Below are 21,357 nucleotides of genomic sequence, written 5' to 3'. Positions count from 1 at the left end.
TCAAGCCCGGCACGGGCAGCGGACATGCGCAATGTAGGGAGCCAATTTCGGCGCGTCTTGGTGTTAAGTCGCGCGCGCGATGCGGATTTCGGCATAGCCCGGGCGCGCCGCTATCGCAAGCGGGGCGCGGCTTCGCGCGTTTGGCCGCCCGCGCGCCCGCGACGATTCCCGACAATGCCCGCCGCGCGCCTATCGGCCCGATTGAAATTTCCCCGATTGACAAAGTGCATATGCACAAATATCCTTCAGGGCATGAACTCCAACTCATCTCCTCTCGACTGCAACTGTTTCGCGATCCGTCAGGCTGCGCGTTACGTGTCGCAAATGTACGAGCGGCATCTGACGGCGGTCGGCATCACGGCGGCGCAGTTCACGATCATCGCGGCGATCGGGCGCAAGCCCGGCGTGCAGATGGCCGAATTGTCCGACGCCATGGTGATGGACCGCACGACGCTCGTGCGGGCGCTCAAGCCTTTGCAGCGCGACGGCCTTGTCGAAGCGGCGCAGGAATCGGCCGCTTCGCGTGCCGTCGGGCTGCGTCTCACGGCGGCGGGCAAGGACACGCTCGCGAAGGCGTCGGCGCAATGGCGCGCGGCGCAGGCGGAATTCGACGCGAAGTTCGGCGAGAAACGCGCGAAGGCATTGCGCAAATCCCTCTTCGAACTGACGGCGATGGAGTGAGCGGATCACAGCGGGCCCGCATCGCGTGGGCCCTTTGTTTGGCCATTATAGTGTATATGCACAGTCAACCGGAGCAGGTCATGCAGATCAAAGGAAAAGTGGTACTCGTCACCGGCGCGAATCGCGGTCTCGGCAAGCAGTTTGCGCAATCGCTGCTGAAAGCGGGCGCGGCGAAGGTTTATGCGGCTGCGCGCGACCCGAAGAGCGTCGATATTCCCGGCGTCGAAGCCATCCGCCTCGATGTGACCAACGCCGCGGATATCGCAGAAGCCGCGGCCACGTATGGCGACGTTAACGTGATCGTCAACAACGCGGGCGTGACGACGCGCGGGCTGCTTGTGGATCCGGCATCGACCCAGGGCATTCGCGATCTGCTCGAAATCAACACGTTCGGCCCGATCGCGCTGACGCAGGCATTTGCGCCCGTCTTGAAGAAGAACGGCGGCGGCGCGGTCATCAATATTCTGTCGGTGCTGAGCTGGGCGTCGCTGCCTGCCGGCGGCGCGTATCACATCTCGAAGGCGGCGGCGTGGGCGGCCACCAATGCGCTGCGCGAGGAACTGCGCGAGCAGGGCACGCTGGTGGTGTCGGCGCATCCGGGCTACATCGATACGGACATGGTGAAGCAAGTCACCGCGCCGAAGTCGTCGCCGGAGCATGTCGTGAACGAAGTGCTCGCGGCGGTGGAGCGGAATCAGGAAGAAGTGACCGTCGATGAAACCGGGCGCGCGGTGAAAGCATCGCTGTCGACCGAGACGCCGATTTATCTGACGGGTATTCCGCGCTGAGCGGCGGGGCGGGTGATGGGTGGCGCGTAGGCGCCACATCGATTTGCATATCGTTCGGTATCCTGCGACGGACGCGTCACCCTTTCTTCTGCATCTCCTCGAACCCCGCCGCGGCCTGCTGCACGTCCGGCGGGAAGTCGTCCATCTCCATCACCTGGCGCACTTCGATCATCTCGTTGTCCGAGGCCGGGCAACGCTTCGCCCACTCGATCGCCTCTTCGCGCGACTTCACCTGCAGCATCCAGTAACCGCCGAGCACTTCCTTCGCCTCGGCGAACGGCCCGTCGGTGACGCGCGGCTTGCCGCCCGCAAACGTGACGCGCGCCCCCATCGACGGCGGATGCAGACCGTCGAGCGCAAGCAGCACGCCCGCCTTTTGCAGTTCCTCGTTGTATTTCATCATCGCGGCGACGGCGTCCGCGGACGGCATTGTGCCCGGTTCGGCGCTTTCGTAGCCGCGCGGAATCATCAGCATCATGAATCGCATGTGGATTGCTCTTTGAAGTTCGTGTATTTTTCGAGCGTCATCGGCACGCTCACAACCACGACGAGCAACATGACACGAGATCGACATGCACATGCTTAGGCGTTTTTCCCTAGTCGAATACTGTTGCCTTCCCGCTCGTCCGATCAAATAATGTAATCCATTACATCTCGATCGCCGCAAGCGACTTCACCGATGTCAGACCCGGTTCGTCCCCGCGAGGAAGTATCGATTGCCGACGTCGCCGAACGCGCGGGCGTGTCCGTCGCCACGGTGTCGCGCGTGCTCAACGGGCATACGAACGTTCGCGAGGCAACCCGCGAAAAAGTGCTTCAGGCGGTCGCGGCGAGTGGCTATCGCATCAACGAGCTCGCGCGCAATCTGCGCACGGCGGAAAGCCGCCTGCTCCTCACGATGGTCCCCGATTTCGGCAATCCGTTCTATGCGGCGATCGTGCGCGGCATCGACAGCGTCGCGCGCCAGAACGGCTATTTCATGCTGTTGTGCGATACCGGCGCCGACCCGCTGCGCGAGCGGAGCTACTTCGATCTGCTGCGCGGACGCCGCGCCGATGGCGCTATCTGTCTCGACCCCGCCGCCGTGCAAAAAGCGCTCGCCGAAGAAGCCTCGACACTGCCGTGGGTCGCATGCTGCGAGTTCGATCCATCGGCGGGCGTGCCGTATGTCGGCATCGACAATCATCTCGCGGCGGGCGACGTCGTGCGCTATCTCATTGGCAAGGGGCATCGGCGCATCGCGCTCATCAACTCGGGGCAGGGTTATCTGTACGGACGCCAGCGGCTCGCGGGCTATCGCGACGCGCTTAACGACGCGGGCATCGAGCCGCATCCCGCGTGGCTGATCGAACTCGACAGCCTCGACTACGACGCGGGCGAACGCGCCGCCGCGCAACTCGCCGCACTCGGGGATCAGCGGCCGACCGCCGCGTTCGCCGTGTCCGATACGCTCGCCATCGGTGTGATGAACGGTTTTCGCGGCGCGGGCTATGCCGTACCCGACGATGTCGCCGTCGTCGGCTTCGACGATATCGCCGTGGCCGCGCATGTCGACCCGCCGCTCACGACCGTCTCGCAGCCGATGCAACTGCTCGGCGAAACGGCGGCCGAGTTGCTGCTCAAGCGCCTGCGCGATCCGCGCGCGGACGTGCCGGGCGTGTTGCTGCCGCATCGCCTGATTCAGAGAAGGAGCGCGTGACGATGAGCCTCGCCGTGCGCTTCGAGGGAATCGAAAAACAGTTCGGGCCGGTGCGCGTGCTGCACGGCGTGACCTTCGATCTCGCGCCGGGGCGCATCGTCGGACTGCTCGGCGAAAACGGCGCGGGCAAATCGACGTTGATGAAGATCCTCGCGGGCTACGAGCGCGCCAATGCGGGCGCGTTCTTTATCGACGATCGGGAAGCGGACTTCACGAGCTCGCGCGACGCGGAGCATGCGGGCATCGTGCTGATTCACCAGGAACTGAATCTCGCGGATCACCTGAGCATCACGCAGAACATGTTTCTCGGGCACGAGCTGAAAAAAGGCTTCTTTCTCGATGAAACCGCGATGCGCGACGACGCCCGCGCGGCGTTGAACGACGTCGGCCTGCACAAGAATCCGGACACGCGCGTGCGCGATCTGATCGTCGCGGAGAAGCAACTGGTCGAGATCGCGAAGGCGATGCTGCGCAAGTCCCGCCTGCTCATCATGGACGAGCCGACCGCGACGCTCACGCCATCCGAGACGCAGCGTCTTTTCGCGCTGATGGCGCGCCTGAAAGAGGCGGGCACGACCATCGTCTATATCTCGCACAAGCTCGACGAAGTGGAGCGCGTGACCGACGAAGTCATCGTGATGCGCGACGGCCGCTTCGTCGCGCGCGCGCCGACGGACGAGCTCACGCGTCAGCAGATGGCGAATCTGATGGTCGGCCGCGAAGTCTCCGACATGTTTCCGCCCAAGCCTTCCTTGACGGACGACGCGCCGGTTGCGTTCAAGGTCGAGGGCGCGTCGGTGCCGGGCTGGGCGCACGACGTGAGTTTTTCGGTGCACGCGGGCGAAGTGTTCGGCTTCGCGGGGCTCGTCGGCGCGGGGCGCACGGAGTTGTTCGAGGCGCTCGTCGGGTTGCGTGCATTGAGCGCGGGGCGCGTCGTCATCGATACGAAAACGCTCAGACTGAACAGCCCGCGCGATGCGATGCGCCACGGCCTCACGTACCTGAGCGAAGACCGCAAGGGACGCGGCCTGCACGTGGACATGGCGCTCAAAGACAACCTCACGATGATGACGCTCGAACGCTACGCCCGTCCGCTCGTCGATACGCGCGCGGAACGCGATGCGCTCAAGCAGGCCGTGAAGGACTTCGGCATTCGCACGGGCAATGTGTCGATCCGCGCGCGCATGCTCTCGGGCGGCAATCAGCAGAAGCTCGCGCTCGCGAAGTTCCTGCATCCCGACCCGCGCGTGATCGTGCTCGACGAACCCACGCGCGGCGTCGATGTCGGCGCGAAACGCGATATCTATTTTCTGATTCATCGCCTGGCCGCGGAAGGCCGCGCGGTGATCGTGATTTCTTCCGAGCTGATCGAACTCATCGGCTTGTGTCATCGCGTCGCGGTGATGCGGGCGGGCGAGCTCGTCACGACGCTCGGCATGGATCATTTGACCGAAGAGAGGTTGATCGCGCATGCGACCGGCACACACTGAAGACACCGAAAGCGAGAGCCGCCTCTCCACTGTCGCGCGCTTTCTGTTCGGCGTCGGACCGCTGATCGGGCTGATTGCGCTGTGCATCGGCGGCACCTTGCTCAACAGCGACTTCGCCACCGTCGACAACGCGATGAACGTGCTCACGCGCACGTCGTTCATCGGCATCATCGCGGTGGGCATGACGTTCGTGATCATCTCCGGCGGCATCGACTTGTCGGTCGGCTCGATGGCTGCGTTGATCGCGGGCAGCATGATCTACACGATGAACGCGCTCTTGCAGGGCTTTCACGGCCATGCGGTGCCGCCGCTTCTGATCATCGCGCTGGGCATCGTGCTCGCGCTCGTGCTCGGCGCGCTGTTCGGCTTCGCGCATGGCGTGCTCGTGACGAAAGGGCGCATCGAGCCGTTCATCGTCACGCTGGGCACGCTCGGCATCTTTCGCGCGCTTCTCACATGGCTCGCCGATGGCGGCGCGCTCACGCTCGACAATTCGCTCGTCGATCTGTACGGCCCGGTGTATTACGCGAGCCTGCTCCACATACCGGTGCCGATCTGGGTGTTCGCGATCGTCGCGGCGGGCGGTGCGCTCGTGTTGAATCGCACGGTGTATGGGCGGCACGTGCAGGCGATCGGATCGAACGAGCAGGTCGCGCGCTATGCCGCGATTCGCGTGGATCGCGTGAAGATCGTCACGTATGTATTGCTCGGCATGTGCGTCGCGGTGGCGACCATTCTGTACGTGCCGCGCCTGGGCTCTGCCACGCCGACGACCGGCCTCTTGTGGGAGCTCGAAGCGATCGCGTCCGTGGTGGTGGGCGGGACGGCGCTCAAGGGCGGCGAAGGGCGCGTGATCGGCACGGTCATCGGCGCGATTCTGCTTTCGGTCATCAACAACATTCTGAATCTCACGAGCATCATCAGCGTGTATCTGAACGCGGCGGTGCAGGGCGCCGTGATCATCCTCGTAGCATTCTTGCAGCGCGGTCGTCGATAGACTGGAATTCAACGAAGACAATGGAGACAACGTCATGAAGAAAATGCTTCGCGCGCTCGGCGCGCTCACGCTCGCGGCGAGTGCGTTCGCCGTTGCATCGTCGTCCGCGTCCGCCGCCGACAAGGTCGTGCTCGGCGTCGCCATTCCGACCGCGGATCACGGTTTCACGGGCGGCATCGTGTGGTGGGCGAACGAGGCGAAGAAAGAGCTGGAGAAGGCGAATCCCGATCTGAAAGTGATTGTGAAAACGGCGGGCACCGCGCCGGAGCAGGCGAATCAGCTGCAGGATCTCGTGACCGTCAACAAGATCAATGCGCTCGTGATTTTCCCGCAGGAATCGGCCTCGCTCACGCAACCGGTCGCACAGGTTCACAAGAAAGGCGTGTATGTGACGGTGGTCGATCGCGGCCTCACCGACACCAGCGCGCAGGATGCCTACGTTGCCGGCGACAACACCGCGTTCGGCAAGATTCCCGCCGAGTATCTCGCGAAGCAGTTGAACGGCAAGGGCGATATCGTCGCGCTGCGCGGCATTCCGACGACGCTCGACAACGAACGCTGGACCGCCTTCGAAGGCGTGTTGAAGCAGTATCCCGACATCAAGATTCTCGATGCAAAGTACGCGAACTGGAATCGCGACGACGCCTTCAAGGTGATGCAGGATTATCTGACGCGCTTCAAGCATATCGACGCCGTCTGGGCCGCCGACGACGACATGATGGTCGGCGTGCTCAAGGCAATCGATCAGGCGAAGCGCACCGACATCAAGATCGTGTTCGGCGGCGCGGGATCGAAGGAAGCGGTCAAGCGTATCATCGACGGCGATGCGCGCGTGAAGGCCGATGTGTCGTATTCGCCGAAGTTCATCTACGACGCGATCAAGCTGACCGCCGAGGCGCGGCTCAAGGGCGAGAAGCTGCCCGCAACGACGATCATCCCGTCGGTGCTCATCACGAAGGACAACGCCAAGCAGTTCTATTTCCCGAACTCGCCGTTCTAAGCGCATGGCCGGTCACGCGCTGACCGGCGCCATTACAGAGGCTAAAGATGAAGACCATCAAGGGCCCCGCGATATTCCTCGCGCAATTCATGGGCGATCAGCCGCCGTTCGATACGCTCGCGAACCTGTCGAAGTGGGCGGCCTCGCTCGGCTATAAAGGCATACAGGTTCCCGCCGATCCGCGTCTGATCGATCTGGAGAAGGCCGCATCGAGCGATGCGTATTGCGATGACATACGCCGCACCGCCGACGATGCGGGTGTCGCGATCACCGAGCTATCGACGCATCTGCAAGGTCAGTTGATCGCCGTGCATCCGGCCTACGACACGCTCTTCGATGGCTTCGCCGCGCCGCACGTGCGCGGCAATCCCGCGGCGCGCACCGAATGGGCCATATCGCAACTGAAGCTCGCGGCGGCGGCGTCGAAACGCCTGGGTTTGAGCGCGCACGTGACGTTTTCGGGCGCGCTCGCGTGGCCGTATATCTATCCGTGGCCGCAGCGGCCGGCGGGTCTCGTCGAAGCCGCATTCGACGAACTTGCGCAGCGCTGGCGGCCGATTCTCGATGAGTTCGATCGCGCGGGCATCGACGTGTGTTACGAACTGCACCCCGGCGAAGACCTGCATGACGGCGTGACCTTCGAGCGCTTTCTCGCGGCGGTGGACGATCATCCGCGCGCGAACATCCTGTTCGATCCGAGCCATTTCGTGTTGCAGCAACTCGATTACCTCGCGTTCATCGATATCTATCACGCGCGCATCAAGGCGTTTCATGTGAAGGACGCGGAGTTCCGGCCGAACGGCCGGCAAGGCGTGTACGGCGGCTATTCGGGCTGGGCCGATCGCGCGGGGCGTTTCCGTTCTCTGGGCGATGGCCAGATCGACTTCAAGGCGATCTTCTCGAAGATGGCGCAATACGATTTTCCCGGCTGGGCCGTGCTCGAATGGGAATGCGCGTTGAAACATCCGGAAGACGGCGCGCGCGAGGGCGCGACGTTCATACGCGACCACATCATCCGCGTGGCCGAGCGCGCCTTCGATGACTTCGCCGGCAGCGGCGCGAGCCGCGAGCACATGCGCGGCGTACTGGGTATCGGCGGAGACGGGCGATGAATCGCGTGCGACTGGGGATGGTCGGCGGTGGCGAGGGCGCGTTCATCGGTGCGGTGCATCGGATCGCGGCGCGGCTCGACGATCGTTACGAGCTCGTGGCGGGCGCTTTGTCGTCGGATGCGCGGCGGGCGGCGTCGAGCGCGGCGGCTATCGGACTTGCGCGCAGCTACGACGATTATCGCGAGATGGCGCGCATCGAAGCGGGGCGCTCCGATGGCATCGAGGCCGTCGCGATCGTCACGCCGAATCATCTGCACGCGCCGATCGCGACGGCGTTTCTCGAAGCCGGCATCCATGTGATCTGCGACAAGCCGCTCGCGGTATCGCTGGCCGAAGGCGAGGCGCTCGCGAAACTCGCGCGCGAGAAGGATCGCGTGTTCGCGGTGACGTACACCTATACGGGCTATCCGCTCGTGCGGCATGCGCGCGGAATGGTGCGGCGCGGCTTGCTCGGCGAGATACGCGTCGTGCAGGTCGAGTATGCGCAGGACTGGCTTTCCTTGCCGGTCGAGACGCAATCGAATCGTCAGGCCGTCTGGCGCACGGACCCTGCTCTTGCGGGGCCAGCGGGTTGTCTCGGCGATATCGGCACGCATGCCTATCAGCTTGCGGAATACGTGACGGGCATGCGGCCGGCGGAGTTATCGGCGGACGTGACGACGTTCGTGCCGAACCGGCGCGTGGACGATCACGTTCAGGCGATGTTCCGTTACGCCGGCGGCGCGCGCGGCATGCTGTGGGCGAGCCAGGTCGCGGCGGGCGAGGAGAATGCGCTGCGCTTGCGTGTGTATGGCACGAAGGCGGGCATCGCGTTCGATCAGCAGAAGCCGAACGAATTGTGGTTCACGCCGATTGGCGGCGCGTCGGAGCGCATCACGCGCGGGCGCGTGCAGAGTCCGGAAGCGCTGCACGCGACGCGCGTGCCGGCGGGGCATCCGGAAGGGTATCTGGAAGCGTTCGCGCAGGTTTATACGGATGCGGCGGCGTGCATCGCGAGTGGCACGACGCAAGGGGACGACTGGCTCACGACAGTCGAGGATGGGGTTGCGGGGTTGAGGTTCGTGGAGGCGGTGTTGAGGAGTAGTGGGGGGAATGGGGAGTGGGTGGCGGTCGCGTAAGAGAGAAGTTCACGACCGGTAAACAAAGGGGCGGCCCGAAGCCGCCCCTTTTTCATCGACTCAGAGGTGATCACCCCCAGTTCGCGTGAAAACTCCCTTCCTTATCCGTCCGCTCGAACGTATGCGCGCCGAAGAAATCCCGCTGCGCCTGCACGAGATTCGCAGGCAGGCGTTCCGACCGGTACGCATCGAAATACGCGATCGCCGACGAGAACGCCGGCACCGGAATGCCCGCCTTCACCGCCGCAACCACAACGTCGCGCAATGCGTCCTGATACTTCGCCGCGATATCGCTGAAATACGGATCGAGCAGCAGATTCGCGAGTTGCGCATCCTTCGCATACGCGTCCGTGATTTTCTGCAGGAAGCGCGCGCGGATAATACAGCCCGCCCGGAAGATCTTCGCGATCTCGCCGTAATGCAGATCCCACTTGTATTCTTCCGACGCCGCGCGCAACTGCGCGAAGCCCTGCGCATACGACACGATCTTCGACAGATACAACGCGCGCCGCACCGATTCGACGAAGGCCGCGCGGTCGCCGTCGAACTTCGGCGCCGGTCCGCTCAATACTTTGCTCGCCGCCACGCGCTGCGTCTTCAGCGACGACAGCACGCGCGCGAACACGGCTTCGGTAATCAGCGGCAGCGGCGCGCCGAGATCCAGGGCGTTCTGGCTCGTCCACTTGCCCGTGCCCTTTTGCGCGGCGCGATCGAGAATGACATCGACGAGATCCTTGCCCGTCTCTTCATCCTTCTTCGAAAAGATTTTCGACGTGATCTCGATCAGATAGCTATCGAGCTCGCCCTGATTCCACTCGACATACACCTTGCCGAGTTCTTCGTTCGACAAGCCCGCGACGCGCTTGAGCACGTCATAGCTTTCGGCGATCAACTGCATGTCGCCGTACTCGATGCCGTTGTGCACCATCTTCACGAAGTGACCCGCGCCGTCCGGACCCATGTACGCGACGCACGGTTCGCCGTCCGGCGCTTTCGCGGCGATCTCGGTGAGGATCGGCGCGACGAGTTCGTACGCTTCCTTCTGTCCGCCCGGCATGATCGACGGGCCCTTCAGCGCGCCTTCCTCGCCGCCCGAGACGCCCGTGCCGATGAAATGCAGCCCCGACTTCGCGAGATCCTGATTGCGGCGGATGGTGTCGGTGAAATGCGTGTTGCCGCCGTCGATGAGAATGTCGCCCTTTTCCAGCAGCGGGCGCAGTTGCGCGATGGTCTCGTCGGTGCCCGCGCCGGCCTTCACCATCATCAGAATGCGGCGCGGCTTTTCCAGCGAGTCCACGAACTCTTCGAGCGTGTAGGTGGGCACGAGCTTCTTGTCGGCATGTTCGGCAATCAGTTCGTCGGTTTTGGCCCGGCTGCGGTTGTAGACCGAAACGGCGTGACCGCGGCTCTCGATGTTCAAGGCCAGATTGCGGCCCATGACGGCGAGGCCCACCACGCCGATAGCTTGTTTGCTCATTGCTTGATCTCCGAATGACCGAAGCGAACGCGGCTCGTGGCGCGCGGCTTCGGGATGAAAACGTGTCGATGGGAGCGGCGCCCGCGCGTGCAGCCGTCTCCGGATCAGGTCGGTGATCCGGGCGCCGAGGCGAATTTCGCGCGAGCGCAGACCGCCCGAATTTACCACTTTGAGCCGCAATCGGCAGACCGCGCGCCGTCCGGATGAGCGCTTTGCGCGATGCCGCCTTAGAATGAACGCCCGCATCGAGCACGCCGCGAAGGCCAGCCAAGACATGCCGCATTCCCGGCGCGCGCGCAGTCATCACTACTCCGTCTATGTGGTCGAATTGTCCGGCGCGGTCTGGAACGAAGCACGTTTTCGCCGGGCGAATCCGGACTACGCGGTCGGCATGCCGTTCGTGTACGTCGGCATGACGGGCATCGATCCGGACGTGCGTTTCGACAAACACAAGGCGGGCATTCAATCGAATCGCTTCGTGCGTGAATTCGGGCTGCGGCTCTTGCCGCATCTGTATGAGATGTACAACCCGATGCCCTACGACGGCGCGAGGGACATGGAAGTGGAACTGGCCATCGGCTTGCGGGAAACGGGCTATGGCGTATGGCAGGCGTGAAGCCGTGCATCTGACACAAGCGACAAGGGATACAAGGAGCGAGACATGCGGATTCTGGTAGTGGGGGCGGGGGCCATCGGCGGTTATTTCGGCGCGCGGCTGCTCGATGCGGGCCGTGACGTGACCTTCCTCGTGCGCGAACGCCGCGCGGAACGGCTGCGCCAATGCGGGCTGAAAGTGAAGACGCCCGACGGCGATCTCGAATTCGCCTGTCCGCCGATGGTGCTCGCGAAAGACATCGAGCGTCCTTACGATCTCGTGCTGCTGAGCTGCAAGGCCTACGACCTGCAAGGCGCGATCGACTCCTTCGCGCCGGCCGTCGGCGAAGACACGCTGATTCTGCCGCTTCTGAACGGCATGGCGCATCTCGATGCACTCGACGCGCGTTTCAACCCGGCGAACGTGCTCGGCGGCCAGTGCTCGATTGCCGCGACGCTCAACCCGGAGGGCGAGATCGTGCAGATGAGCAGCCTGCATTCGCTCGTGTTCGGCGAGCGCGCGGGCGGCCGCACGCCTCGCATCGACGCCGTCGCTGGCCAGCTCGACGGCGCGGGCTTCGATCTGACCGTCAGCGAAAACGTGCTGCAGTCGATGTGGGACAAATGGGTGTTCCTCGCGACGCTCGCCACCGGCACTTGCCTGATGCGCGCGCCGATCGGCGACATTCTCGCCGCGCCCGGCGGCGAGGACGTGCTGCGGCGGCTCTTCACGGAATGTCAGGGCATCGCCGCGGACAACGATCATCCGCCCGCGGAAGCGGCACTCGAACGCGCGCGTGCTTTCTTCACGGATCGAAGCTCGACGATGACCGCATCGATGCTGCGCGATCTGGAAAACGGCGCGGCGATCGAGGCGGATCACATCGTCGGCGATCTGATTGCGCGCCGCCGGACGAAACCGGAAGGCGCATCGATGCTGGAAGTGGCGTACGCGCATTTGAAGGCGTATGAGGCGCGGCGGGCACGCGCCTGACGCAATGCGGCCCGCCCATGCCGCCGGGCAAGGTTTCTGCTGATTTCACCGCAACGAAAGGAGCTGGGAAGAACGCCATGAGCATGAATATCGAATACGCGAAGACCGCGCCCGCGCGCGCGGAAGTCGATGCGCTGAGCGGCCCGACCGTCGTCGAGTTCGGCACCGACTGGTGCGGCTTCTGCCGCGCCGCGCAGCCGCTGATCGCGCAGGCGTTTCAGGATCATGGCGCGGTGAAGCACATGAAGATCGAGGATGGCCCCGGCCGCCCGCTCGGCCGATCGTTTCGCGTGAAGCTCTGGCCGACGCTCGTCTTCATGCTCGGCGGCAAGGAAGTCGCGCGCCTCGTGCGTCCCGGCGACGCCTCGGAAATCCGCGACGCGCTCGCGCTCATCGACGAACCGCTCGCGCAGTAACGCGGGACCAAGGGAAATCCCTTGGTCGAAATCTATCGCGAAAATTTGTATGATGACCCGATGACCATACAGCCTCGCCGAGTCACATGTTCGAGAAGATTCCGCCGCGCGCCTTGAGCGACACCGTCGCGCAGCAATTACAGAAGCTGATCGAGAAGGGCAGTTTCGCCGCGACCGGCAAGCTGCCGACCGAAGCCGTGCTCGCGCAGGAATACGGCGTGAGCCGCACGGTCATTCGCGAAGCCATTTCGCGCCTGAAGAACGAAGGCATGGTCGAGCCGCGGCAGGGCAGCGGCGTGTTCATCGTCGAGCGGGCGGGCATTCGGCCGTTGCGCATCGATTATGCGCAGGCGGCCGAGCCGGGCGCCGTCGTGCAGATTCTCGCGCTGCGCCGCGCGATCGAGGCCGAAGTCGCGTCCGAAGCCGCGCTGCGCCGCACCGACGACCATCTGGCCGCTATCGAAACCGCGCTCGGCCGCATCGACGAAGCGGTGCGTGCGGGCAAGGACGGCGTCGCGGAAGACGTGGCGTTTCATCGCGAAATCGCCAACGCGACGGGCAATCCATACTTCCTGAAAACCCTCACCTTTCTGAACCAGTATCTCGAAGCCGGCACCCTCGTCACGCGCGGCAACGAGGCGCTGCGCGAGGATTTCATGCGCCAGGTGCGCGACGAACACGCGGCGATCGTCGAGGCGATCCGTGCGCGCGACCCCGCCGCCGCGCGCACCGCCGCGCAGACGCATCTCATCAACGCCGCGCGCCGTCTGACGGAAGCGGGCATCTGCTAAGGACTTGGGTTATGACTAGAAACGTCGGCGTGATCGGCTTGGGTGCGATGGGCATGGGTGTCGCGCGTTCGTTGCTGCGCGCGGGTTTCGCCGTGCATGCGTGCGACGTGCGCCAGCCCGTGCTCGACGCGTTCGCGGCGGAAGGCGGCATCGCGTGCGCGACGCCCGCCGAATTGGGCGGCAAGTGCGATGTCGTGCTGACGGTCGTCGTCAATGCCGCGCAGACAGAAGCGGTGCTGTTCGGCGAGAACGGCGCCGTCGAAGGGATGAAGCGCGGCAGCGTCGTGCTCGCGTGCGCGACGGTGTCGCCGCAGTTCGCCGCCGACCTGGGCGCGCGCATCGCCGAAAAGGGCGTGCTGATGCTCGACGCGCCCTTGTCCGGCGGCGCGGCAAAGGCCAATTCCGGCGAAATGACGATGATGACATCCGGTCCCGCCGACGCCTACGCCGCGTGCGAGGACGTGCTGGACGCGGTCGCGGGCAAGGTGTATCGGCTGGGCGACGCGCATGGCGCGGGCTCGAAGGTCAAGATCATCAATCAACTGCTCGCGGGCGTGCATATCGCGGCGGCCGCCGAGGCAATGGCGCTGGGCCTGCGCGAAGGCGTCGATCCCGACGCGCTCTACGAGGTCATCACGCATAGCGCGGGCAATTCGTGGATGTTCGAGAACCGCGTGCCGCACATTCTGTCCGGCGATTACACGCCGCTGTCCGCCGTCGATATTTTCGTGAAGGATCTGGGCCTCGTGCTCGATACGGCGCGCACGTCGAAATTTCCGCTGCCGCTGTCGGCGGCGGCGCATCAGATGTTCATGATGGCTTCCACCGCCGGCCACGGCGGCGAGGACGATTCCGCGGTCATCAAGATTTTTCCGGGCATCGAAGTCCCGAAGGGAGCGAAGGCATGACGCACGCGGCGCAGGCACTGCTCGGCTGTATCGCCGACGATTTCACCGGCGCGACCGATCTCGCCAACATGCTCGTGCGCGGCGGCATGCGCACCGTGCAGACCATCGGCGTTCCGGCAGCGGGCACGCAGATCGAAGCGGACGCGCTCGTCGTCGCGCTGAAGTCGCGCACCATTCCCGCCGACGACGCCGTGCGCCAGTCGCTCGACGCGCTTCGATGGCTGCGCGCGCAAGGCTGCCGCCAGTTCATCTTCAAGTATTGCTCGACCTTCGATTCGACCGACCAGGGCAACATCGGGCCGGTGGCGGACGCATTGCTCGACGAACTCGGCGACGACTTCACGATCGCGTGCCCCGCGTTTCCCGAGAACGGCCGCACGATCTTTCGCGGCAATCTGTTCGTCGGCGACGTGCTGCTGAACGAATCGGGCATGGAGCATCATCCGCTCACGCCGATGACCGATCCGAACCTCGTGCGCGTCTTGCAGCGGCAGACGAAATCGAAGGTCGGCCTGATCCGCTACGACACGATCGCGAAGGGTGCGGAAGCGATCCGCGCGCGCATCGGCGAATTGAAGAAGGATGGCGTGCGTCTGGCCATTGCGGACGCCGTTTCGGATGCAGACCTGTATGTGCTCGGCGAAGCTTGCCGCGACTTGAAGCTGATCACGGGCGGCTCGGGCATCGCGCTGGGACTGCCGAAGAACTTCCGCACGGCGAATCTGCTCGCGCACGCGGAACACGCCGCGGATCTGCCGAAGCTCGAAGGCAAGTCGGTGGTGCTGGCGGGCAGCGCATCGAAGGCGACGAACGCGCAGGTGGCGCACTGGCGCGCATCGAAGCCGAGCTTGCGCATCGACCCGATGGCCTTGTCGCGCGGCGAGCCGGTGGTCGATGAGGCCGTCGCCTTTGCGCGCGACCACTTCGCGAAGAACGAGACCGTGCTGATTTACGCGACGTCATCGCCGGACGAAGTGAAGGCGGTGCAAAAGGAACTGGGCGTCGAGAAGGCGGGGCATCTGGTCGAAGACGCGCTGGCGTCGATTGCGCGCAGATTGCGCGACGAGGGCTGCACGAAGTTCGTCGTCGCGGGCGGCGAGACGTCGGGCGCGGTCGTTCAGGCGCTGGATGTGCGCAGCCTGCGGATCGGGCCGCAGATCGATCCGGGCGTGCCGGCGACGCAGGCCATTGGCGAAAGCGCGAAAGACCGGCTTGGCCTGGCGCTGAAATCCGGCAATTTCGGCGCGACCGATTTCTTCGAGAAGGCGTTGAAGGCACTGTGATGGCATCGAACGAGAACCGCATCCGCGAAGAGATTTGCGTCACGGGCAGGAGTCTGTACGAGCGCCGCTACACGGTCGGCAGCGCGGGCAACATCAGCGCACGGCTGGACGACGGCTGGCTGATCACGCCGACGGACGCGTGCCTGGGCCGGCTCGACCCGAACGACATCGCGAAGGTGGACCGGCAGGGCAATCATGTGTCGGGCGGCAGGCCGTCGAAGACGCTGGCGCTGCATCGCCGCATCTACGAAAACAATGCGGATGCAAATGGCGTCGTGCACACCCATTCGACGCACCTGGTCGCGCTGACGCTGGCGGGCGTCTGGAAGACGGAAGACGTTTTGCCGCCGATCACCCCGTACTACGTGATGAAAGTGGGCCATGTGCCGTTGATCGCGTATCGCCGGCCGGGCGACGAGGCGGTGGCGGAGGAAGTGGCGGCGTTGGCGTCGAAGGTGCGCGCGGTGCTGCTGGAGCGCCTGGGGCCGGTGGTATGGGAAAAGACGGTATCGCAGGCGAGTTACGCGCTGGAGGAGCTGGAGGAAACGGCGCAGCTCTATCTCTCGACGATGCCGCGCCCCGACCCGCTACCGGAAGCGGCGATAGAGGACTTACGAAAGACGTTCGGCGCGCGCTGGTAGCAACCGAAGAATGCCCAACGGCAGCGCGCAGCGCAGTGCCGGAGCGTGCAAGGGCTGCACCAGCGAGTTAAGCCGGACAAGCGAGACAGACCGTGCGCGATCCAAGCCCGATTGGGCCTTTGAGGGCGACACTTAGGCGAGTGTCACGGCGGGCTGGCAAGCATGGTCAAACTGCGTGTGACCGCGGGCCGTGACGAGCTGCTTTCTTTGCTTACTTTCTTTGCAGCGGCAAAGAAAGTGAGTGCCGCCCCGCACAGGGGCAGAGCAAATAGACCGACGCGAAAACAGGATTCCACAGGAGCCCAAGCAAAATGCCAAAATTCGCAGCAAACCTGACGATGATGTACACGGAACATGCGTTCCTGGACCGTTTCGCCGCGGCATCGAAAGACGGCTTCAAGGCGGTCGAATTCCTGTTCCCCTACGACTTCGAAGCAAACGAAATCGCGCAACGCCTGAAAGACAACAACCTGACGCAAGCGCTCTTCAACGCCCCGCCGGGCGATTGGGCGAAGGGCGAGCGCGGCATCGCCTCATTGCCCGGCCGTGAAGACGAGTTCAGAAAAAGCGTCGAAAAAGGCCTGGAATACGCCGCCGTGCTGGGCAACAAAAAGCTGCACGTGATGGCCGGCCTGATTGCCCAGGACCAGCCTCGCGACAAACATCGGGAAACGTATCTGAAGAATCTCGACTACGCGGCAAAGGAAGCGCAAAAGGCGAACATCGGCATCGTGATCGAGCCGATCAACACCCGCGACATCCCCGGCTTCTTCCTGAACCGCCAGGACGAGGCGCAGCAAATCTGCGACGAAATCAACGCGCCGAACCTGCAGGTTCAATTCGACATCTACCACTGCCAGATCGTCGAAGGCGACATTGCGATCAAGCTGAAACGCGACATGAAACGCCCGAACGCGGGCATCGGCCATATCCAGATCGCGGGCGTGCCGGAGCGGCACGAACCGAGCATCGGCGAGCTCAACTATCCGTATCTGTTCGATCTGATCGATTCCCTCGGCTACGAAGGCTATATCGGCTGCGAATACAAACCGAAGGCGGGCACCTCCGAAGGGCTCGGCTGGCTCAAACCCTATCTGTGAAAAAGGAAAGGAAGCGCACATGAAGATTCTCATCACCGGCGGCGCGGGTTTCATCGGTCAGCGTCTCGCGAAGCGCCTCCTGGAGCGTAACGAACTGAACGGCAAGCCGGTCACGGAACTGGTGCTGCTCGACGTGGCGCGCCCGCAGGACGAGCGCCTACTGAACGATAAGCGCGTGCGTGCCGAAACTGGCGATATTTCCGATCCGGCCGTGCTGCAACGCCATATCGACACGCAGACCGAAGCCGTCTTTCATCTCGCCGCGATCGTGTCGGGCCAGGCCGAAGCGGATTTCGATCTCGGCATGAAGATCAATCTCGACGCGTCGCGCGCGCTGCTCGAAGTGTGCCGCGCGGCGGGCCACAAGCCGCGCGTCGTATTCACGAGCTCGGTCGCGGTGTACGGCGGCACGCTGCCCGCTGTCGTGCAGGACGACACCGCGCTCAATCCGCAATCGTCGTACGGTACGCAGAAGGCGATCGCCGAACTGCTGCTCTCGGATTACGCGCGGCGCGGTTTCGTCGATGGCCGCGTGCTGCGCCTGCCGACCATCAGCGTGCGGCCGGGCAAGCCGAACGCGGCGGCGTCGTCGTTCGCGAGCGGCATCATCCGCGAGCCGCTCAACGGCGAACGCTCGACGTGTCCCGTCGATGGCGAAACGCGCGTGTGGCTGCTCTCGCCGAAAAGCGCGGTCGAGGCGCTGATCGCGGGCTGCGAGATCGATCGCGAGAAGCTCGGCAACCGGCCGATCGTCAATCTGCCGGGCCTGTCGGTGAGCGTGAACGAGATGATCGCGGCGCTGCGCGAGGTGGCTGGCGAGGAGACGGTCGCGCGTATCGACTGGCAGCGCGACGAGCGCATCAAGAAGATCGTCGGCAGTTGGCCGGGCGCGTGGAACACCGCGCGCGCCGAACAACTGGGCCTCACGGGCGACAAGACTTTCGCCGACGTGATCCGCGCCTATATGGCCGACCAACGCGGCTAAATCAATCCGGGCATCGCGCGCGCGATGCCCGCGTCTCTCGCGCCGGTCATGCTTGCATTTGCATTTCCGGGCTACACTTACCCCTTAAATGTGACGAACGTCGGCCCGGCGCCGCGTGCACCGCGTTGAACCACGAGCGGTTGCCAGCTCGTATCTCGCTCGCTTTCGTGCTTCTTGCGCCTTCGCTGCGCCGCGCCCCTGCGGCGGCGCGCGTCCCGTCGTCTTCGCGAACACACCTTTTCCCGCACGGGAGATTCCCATGTTGTTGCATCAGCTAGTCGATCGATTCGGCCCGGCGATCGTTTTCATCAACGTGATGGGCTCGGCGCTCGGGCTGCCCGTGCCCGCGATGCCGACGATGATCATCGTCGGCGCGTCCATTGCGCTGATGGCGGTGGATGGCGGCGCGTTCTGGCCGCCGCTCGTCGGCGTGCTGTGCGTCGCGGTGGCGGGCGGCGTGCTCGGCGATCTCGTCTGGTTTCAGGGCGGGCGCCGGTACGGCGACAAGACGCTCAAAACCATCTGCAAGCTTTCGCTCTCGCGCGATACCTGCGTGAAGAAAACCGAGCGCTTCTTCGGCCGCTGGGGCGTGCGCGTGCTGCTGGTCGCGAAATTCATCCCCGGTCTGTCGCTCGTCTCCGTGCCGCTCGCGGGCGCGATGGGCGTGCGCCTGCGCAGTTTCATCGCACACGACGGCGCGGGCATTGCGCTATGGGGCGCGGTCGGGCTGACCGTCGGCGTGATCTTCGCGGCGCAGCTGGAAATGGTTTTCGCGATGATCTCGCAGCTTGGCCGTCAGGCGGTGATGGTCGTCGGCGCGCTGCTCGCGGTCTATGTCGTGTATCGCTGGTGGCGGCGGCGCGCGCTCATGGCGACGCTGGAGAAGGCGCGCATCAGCGTGGACGAGCTTTATGCGCTGATGAACGACGAACCGCTGCCCGTCATCTTCGACATCCGCTCGCCGGAAAAACGCATGCTCGATCCGTTCACGATTCCCGGTTCGCTCTTTGCCGACGAGCGCGATCTCGCGAAGATCATCGAAAACTACGACAAGTCGCGCAAGGTCGTGATTTATTGCTCGTGCCCGAACGAGGTGTCGGCGGCGTGGATGGCGAAGACGATGCGCACCGCGGGCTTTCGCGACGTCGTGCCGCTCACCGGCGGGCTCGATGCCTGGCGGTTCGCCGGTTTCGAGGTCGCCACGCTGACCGAGTTCGGCGACCTCGTCGCCACCACGCCCGAGGAAGTCGCGGAAATGGCGGCGATGTGCCCGTGGCCGGTGAAGGCGTCGTCGGCGGGGGCATCGGCGGCCGCCCCGGCATCTTTGCATGAAGCTGGTTTTCCACACGGAGATCGCGCATGAGCACCACCCCGAATGGCGAGTACGGACAGAGCATGCCCAATGTCGTCCCCTGGAGTGCGCGCGAGCCGATCGAGAATCCGAATGTCGTGCCGACGCCCTCCGCCGCACCCGTCGCGGCCGACGACAGCGCGCCGTTTTCGCCGCTCGAAACGCGCGCGCACCAGATGTTCCCGCGCCTGACGGACAACGAAATCGAGCGCATGAGCCGTTTCGGCACCGTGTCGCGGTGGCGTCGCGGCGAGTGGATGTTCCGCATGGGCGAAACCGGGCGCGGCATGGTGATCGTGCTCGCCGGGCTCGTGCGCGTGACGCGGCGCAATGCGCTCGGGCAGGAGCATCTCGTCGTCGAGCACGGGCCGGGGCACTTTCTGGCCGAGGTGGCGCAGCTTTCGGGCAAGCCCTGTCTCGTCGATGGCCTGGCCGCCGAGGATGTCGAGGGCATCGTGATTCCGCCGGAGCGCCTGCGCGCGCTGCTCGTCGCGGAAGCGGAACTGGGCGAGCGCATCATGCGCGCGCTGATCCTGCGGCGCGTCGGTCTGATCGAAAAAGGCAGCGGGCCGGTGCTGCTCGGCCAGTCGGACGATGGCCGTCTCGTGTCGCTGCAGGGCTTTTTGCGGCGCAACGGTTATCCGCACACGGTGATCGACGCCTGCACCGATCCGGACGCCATTTCGCTGCTCGAACGCATTTCGGCCTCGACCTCCGATTTTCCGCTGGTCATTTGCCCGGACGGCACCGTGCTGCGCGCGCCCAACGAGAATCAGGTGGCGACGCAGCTTGGCTGGCTGCCCGAGTTCGATCCGGCGCACATCTACGATGTCGCGATCGTCGGCGCCGGGCCGGCCGGTCTTGCGACGGCGGTGTATGCGGCGTCCGAAGGCTTGTCGGTGGCGGTGTTCGATTGCCGCGCGCCGGGCGGGCAGGCGGGCGCGAGCTCGCGCATCGAAAACTATCTCGGCTTTCCGACCGGTATTTCCGGCCAGGCGCTCGCCGGGCGCGCGTTCGTGCAGGCCCAGAAGTTCGGCGCGCATATCGCGATTCCGACGAAGATCAAGGCGCTGCATTGCGACTGCAACCCGATTCAGATCGAGCTTGAAAACGGCACGCGCGTGACGACGCAGACGGTCGTGATCGCGTCGGGCGCGGCGTACCGGCGGCCGGATATCGCGGGTCTCGACCGTTACGAGGGGCACGGGACGTATTACTGGGCGTCGCCGGTCGAGGCGAAGCTATGCAAGAACTCGGAAGTCGTGCTTGTCGGCGGCGGCAATTCGGCGGGGCAGGCGGTCGTGTATCTCGCCTCGCATGCGAAGCATGTGCACGTGCTGATTCGCGGCGCGGGGCTTTCGGCGAGCATGTCGCATTATCTGGTGGAGCGCATCGGCTCGTTGCCGAACGTGACGGTGCGCACGCATACGCAGATTACCTCGCTCGATGGCGATGGCCGTGCACTGACTGCTGTCAATTGCAAGACGCCCGAGGGGCCGCTTACGATCGAATCGCGGCATCTGTTTCTCTTTACCGGTGCGGATCCTAATACGGACTGGCTGCGTAATTGCAATGTGAATGTTGATGGGAAGGGGTTTGTGTTGACGGGTCCTGAAGCGCATGAGGGACGCACGGAAGGCGTGCTTGCGCTCGAAACGAGTGTGCCGGGGGTGTTTGCTATCGGCGATGTGAGGTCGGGGTCGACTAAGCGCGTCGCGGCGGCGGTCGGGGAAGGCGCGGCGGTGGTTTCGCAGATTCATGGGTTGTTGGCGGAGAGGGAGGTTTTGGCGCTGCCGGCGGGGTGAAGGGTTTTTGGTTTTTGGTTTTTGTTTTGGGTGGAACTTGATTTGTTGTCGGTCTATTAGCACTGCCCCTCCCCGGGGCGGGGGTAACTTTCTTTGCTGCTGCAAAGAAAGTCACCAAAGAAAGCAG

The 21,357-nt window shown here is 64.4% G+C and carries 21 protein-coding genes; 19 read left to right on the top strand and 2 right to left on the bottom strand.

Annotated elements, in window-relative coordinates; genetic code table 11:
• Window positions 1-252 precede the first annotated feature (252 nt).
• Together AWB70_RS36360 and AWB70_RS36355 are read left to right on the top strand one after the other, a co-directional pair.
• Complete coding sequence (locus AWB70_RS36360) at window positions 253-681, top strand: MarR family winged helix-turn-helix transcriptional regulator (protein ID WP_053569655.1); 429 nt, start codon at window positions 253-255, stop codon at window positions 679-681.
• A gap of 80 nt (window positions 682-761) precedes the next feature.
• Window positions 762-1,469, top strand: coding sequence for an SDR family oxidoreductase (locus AWB70_RS36355; protein WP_045455245.1), 708 nt, complete (start codon window positions 762-764; stop codon window positions 1,467-1,469).
• Window positions 1,470-1,545: 76 nt separating this feature from the next.
• Here AWB70_RS36355 and AWB70_RS36350 read toward each other — a convergent pair whose 3' ends face one another.
• Complete coding sequence (locus AWB70_RS36350) at window positions 1,546-1,956, bottom strand: YciI family protein (protein ID WP_053569654.1); 411 nt, start codon at window positions 1,954-1,956, stop codon at window positions 1,546-1,548.
• A 192-nt stretch (window positions 1,957-2,148) separates the two neighbouring features.
• On the opposite strand from AWB70_RS36350, the gene AWB70_RS36345 reads away from it, so the two are divergent.
• Genes AWB70_RS36345 through AWB70_RS36320 form a run of 6 tightly spaced genes read left to right on the top strand, consistent with a single transcriptional unit; the run spans window position 2,149 to window position 8,885 of the window.
• A complete protein-coding gene (locus AWB70_RS36345; protein ID WP_053569653.1) occupies window positions 2,149-3,168 on the top strand; it encodes a LacI family DNA-binding transcriptional regulator in 1,020 nt (339 codons plus the stop codon).
• 2 nt (window positions 3,169-3,170) lie between these two features.
• A complete protein-coding gene (locus AWB70_RS36340; RefSeq protein ID WP_053569652.1) occupies window positions 3,171-4,658 on the top strand; it encodes a sugar ABC transporter ATP-binding protein in 1,488 nt (495 codons plus the stop codon).
• Window positions 4,639-5,655, top strand: coding sequence for an ABC transporter permease (locus AWB70_RS36335; RefSeq protein WP_014251458.1), 1,017 nt, complete (start codon window positions 4,639-4,641; stop codon window positions 5,653-5,655). The genes AWB70_RS36340 and AWB70_RS36335 overlap by 20 nt, the downstream gene beginning before the upstream one ends.
• A gap of 34 nt (window positions 5,656-5,689) precedes the next feature.
• Entirely contained in the window at window positions 5,690-6,655 is a 966-nt protein-coding gene (locus AWB70_RS36330; RefSeq protein WP_014251457.1) for a substrate-binding domain-containing protein, read from the top strand.
• 47 nt (window positions 6,656-6,702) lie between these two features.
• Complete coding sequence (locus AWB70_RS36325) at window positions 6,703-7,767, top strand: sugar phosphate isomerase/epimerase family protein (protein ID WP_053569651.1); 1,065 nt, start codon at window positions 6,703-6,705, stop codon at window positions 7,765-7,767.
• The gene (locus AWB70_RS36320; RefSeq protein ID WP_014251455.1) at window positions 7,764-8,885 is read left to right on the top strand and encodes a Gfo/Idh/MocA family protein; all 1,122 of its coding nucleotides are present in this window, start codon (window positions 7,764-7,766) and stop codon (window positions 8,883-8,885) included. The genes AWB70_RS36325 and AWB70_RS36320 overlap by 4 nt, the downstream gene beginning before the upstream one ends.
• Window positions 8,886-8,955: 70 nt before the next feature.
• Here AWB70_RS36320 and gnd read toward each other — a convergent pair whose 3' ends face one another.
• Window positions 8,956-10,362, bottom strand: coding sequence for an NADP-dependent phosphogluconate dehydrogenase (gene gnd, locus AWB70_RS36315; RefSeq protein ID WP_053569650.1), 1,407 nt, complete (start codon window positions 10,360-10,362; stop codon window positions 8,956-8,958).
• 274 nt (window positions 10,363-10,636) lie between these two features.
• Between gnd and AWB70_RS36310 the strand changes: the two genes are divergently transcribed.
• From AWB70_RS36310 to AWB70_RS36260, 11 genes are all read left to right on the top strand, one after another.
• On the top strand, window positions 10,637-10,978 hold the full coding sequence (locus tag AWB70_RS36310; protein ID WP_041732301.1) for a hypothetical protein: 342 nt from the start codon (window positions 10,637-10,639) through the stop codon (window positions 10,976-10,978).
• A 45-nt stretch (window positions 10,979-11,023) separates the two neighbouring features.
• Window positions 11,024-11,950 (top strand): 2-dehydropantoate 2-reductase, encoded by a 927-nt coding sequence (panE, locus tag AWB70_RS36305; RefSeq protein WP_053569649.1) that lies wholly within the window; start codon window positions 11,024-11,026, stop codon window positions 11,948-11,950.
• A gap of 77 nt (window positions 11,951-12,027) precedes the next feature.
• Window positions 12,028-12,366, top strand: coding sequence for a thioredoxin family protein (locus AWB70_RS36300; RefSeq protein ID WP_045455228.1), 339 nt, complete (start codon window positions 12,028-12,030; stop codon window positions 12,364-12,366).
• A gap of 86 nt (window positions 12,367-12,452) precedes the next feature.
• Window positions 12,453-13,157, top strand: a complete 705-nt coding sequence (locus AWB70_RS36295; protein WP_014251450.1) for a FadR/GntR family transcriptional regulator — start codon at window positions 12,453-12,455, stop codon at window positions 13,155-13,157.
• Between the two features lie 11 nt (window positions 13,158-13,168).
• The gene (gene ltnD / locus AWB70_RS36290; protein WP_053569648.1) at window positions 13,169-14,065 is read left to right on the top strand and encodes an L-threonate dehydrogenase; all 897 of its coding nucleotides are present in this window, start codon (window positions 13,169-13,171) and stop codon (window positions 14,063-14,065) included.
• The gene (gene otnK / locus AWB70_RS36285; RefSeq protein WP_053569647.1) at window positions 14,062-15,348 is read left to right on the top strand and encodes a 3-oxo-tetronate kinase; all 1,287 of its coding nucleotides are present in this window, start codon (window positions 14,062-14,064) and stop codon (window positions 15,346-15,348) included. Before ltnD ends, otnK begins: the two co-directional genes overlap by 4 nt.
• Entirely contained in the window at window positions 15,348-15,989 is a 642-nt protein-coding gene (gene otnC, locus AWB70_RS36280; RefSeq protein ID WP_053569646.1) for a 3-oxo-tetronate 4-phosphate decarboxylase, read from the top strand. Before otnK ends, otnC begins: the two co-directional genes overlap by 1 nt.
• A 311-nt stretch (window positions 15,990-16,300) precedes the next feature.
• The gene (otnI, locus tag AWB70_RS36275; RefSeq protein WP_053569645.1) at window positions 16,301-17,089 is read left to right on the top strand and encodes a 2-oxo-tetronate isomerase; all 789 of its coding nucleotides are present in this window, start codon (window positions 16,301-16,303) and stop codon (window positions 17,087-17,089) included.
• Window positions 17,090-17,108: 19 nt separating this feature from the next.
• A complete protein-coding gene (denD, locus tag AWB70_RS36270) occupies window positions 17,109-18,074 on the top strand; it encodes a D-erythronate dehydrogenase (protein WP_053569644.1) in 966 nt (321 codons plus the stop codon).
• Between the two features lie 262 nt (window positions 18,075-18,336).
• The gene (locus tag AWB70_RS36265; RefSeq protein ID WP_374730276.1) at window positions 18,337-19,437 is read left to right on the top strand and encodes a DedA family protein/thiosulfate sulfurtransferase GlpE; all 1,101 of its coding nucleotides are present in this window, start codon (window positions 18,337-18,339) and stop codon (window positions 19,435-19,437) included.
• A 32-nt stretch (window positions 19,438-19,469) separates the two neighbouring features.
• Entirely contained in the window at window positions 19,470-21,230 is a 1,761-nt protein-coding gene (locus AWB70_RS36260; RefSeq protein WP_374730275.1) for an FAD-dependent oxidoreductase, read from the top strand.
• Window positions 21,231-21,357: the final 127 nt, after the last annotated feature.

The sequence above is a fragment of the Caballeronia cordobensis genome, from assembly GCF_001544575.2.
Classification (GTDB): domain Bacteria; phylum Pseudomonadota; class Gammaproteobacteria; order Burkholderiales; family Burkholderiaceae; genus Caballeronia; species Caballeronia cordobensis.
The sequence above is the reverse complement of the archived record's forward strand: the minus strand, read 5'-3'. Positions and strand labels throughout refer to the sequence as shown.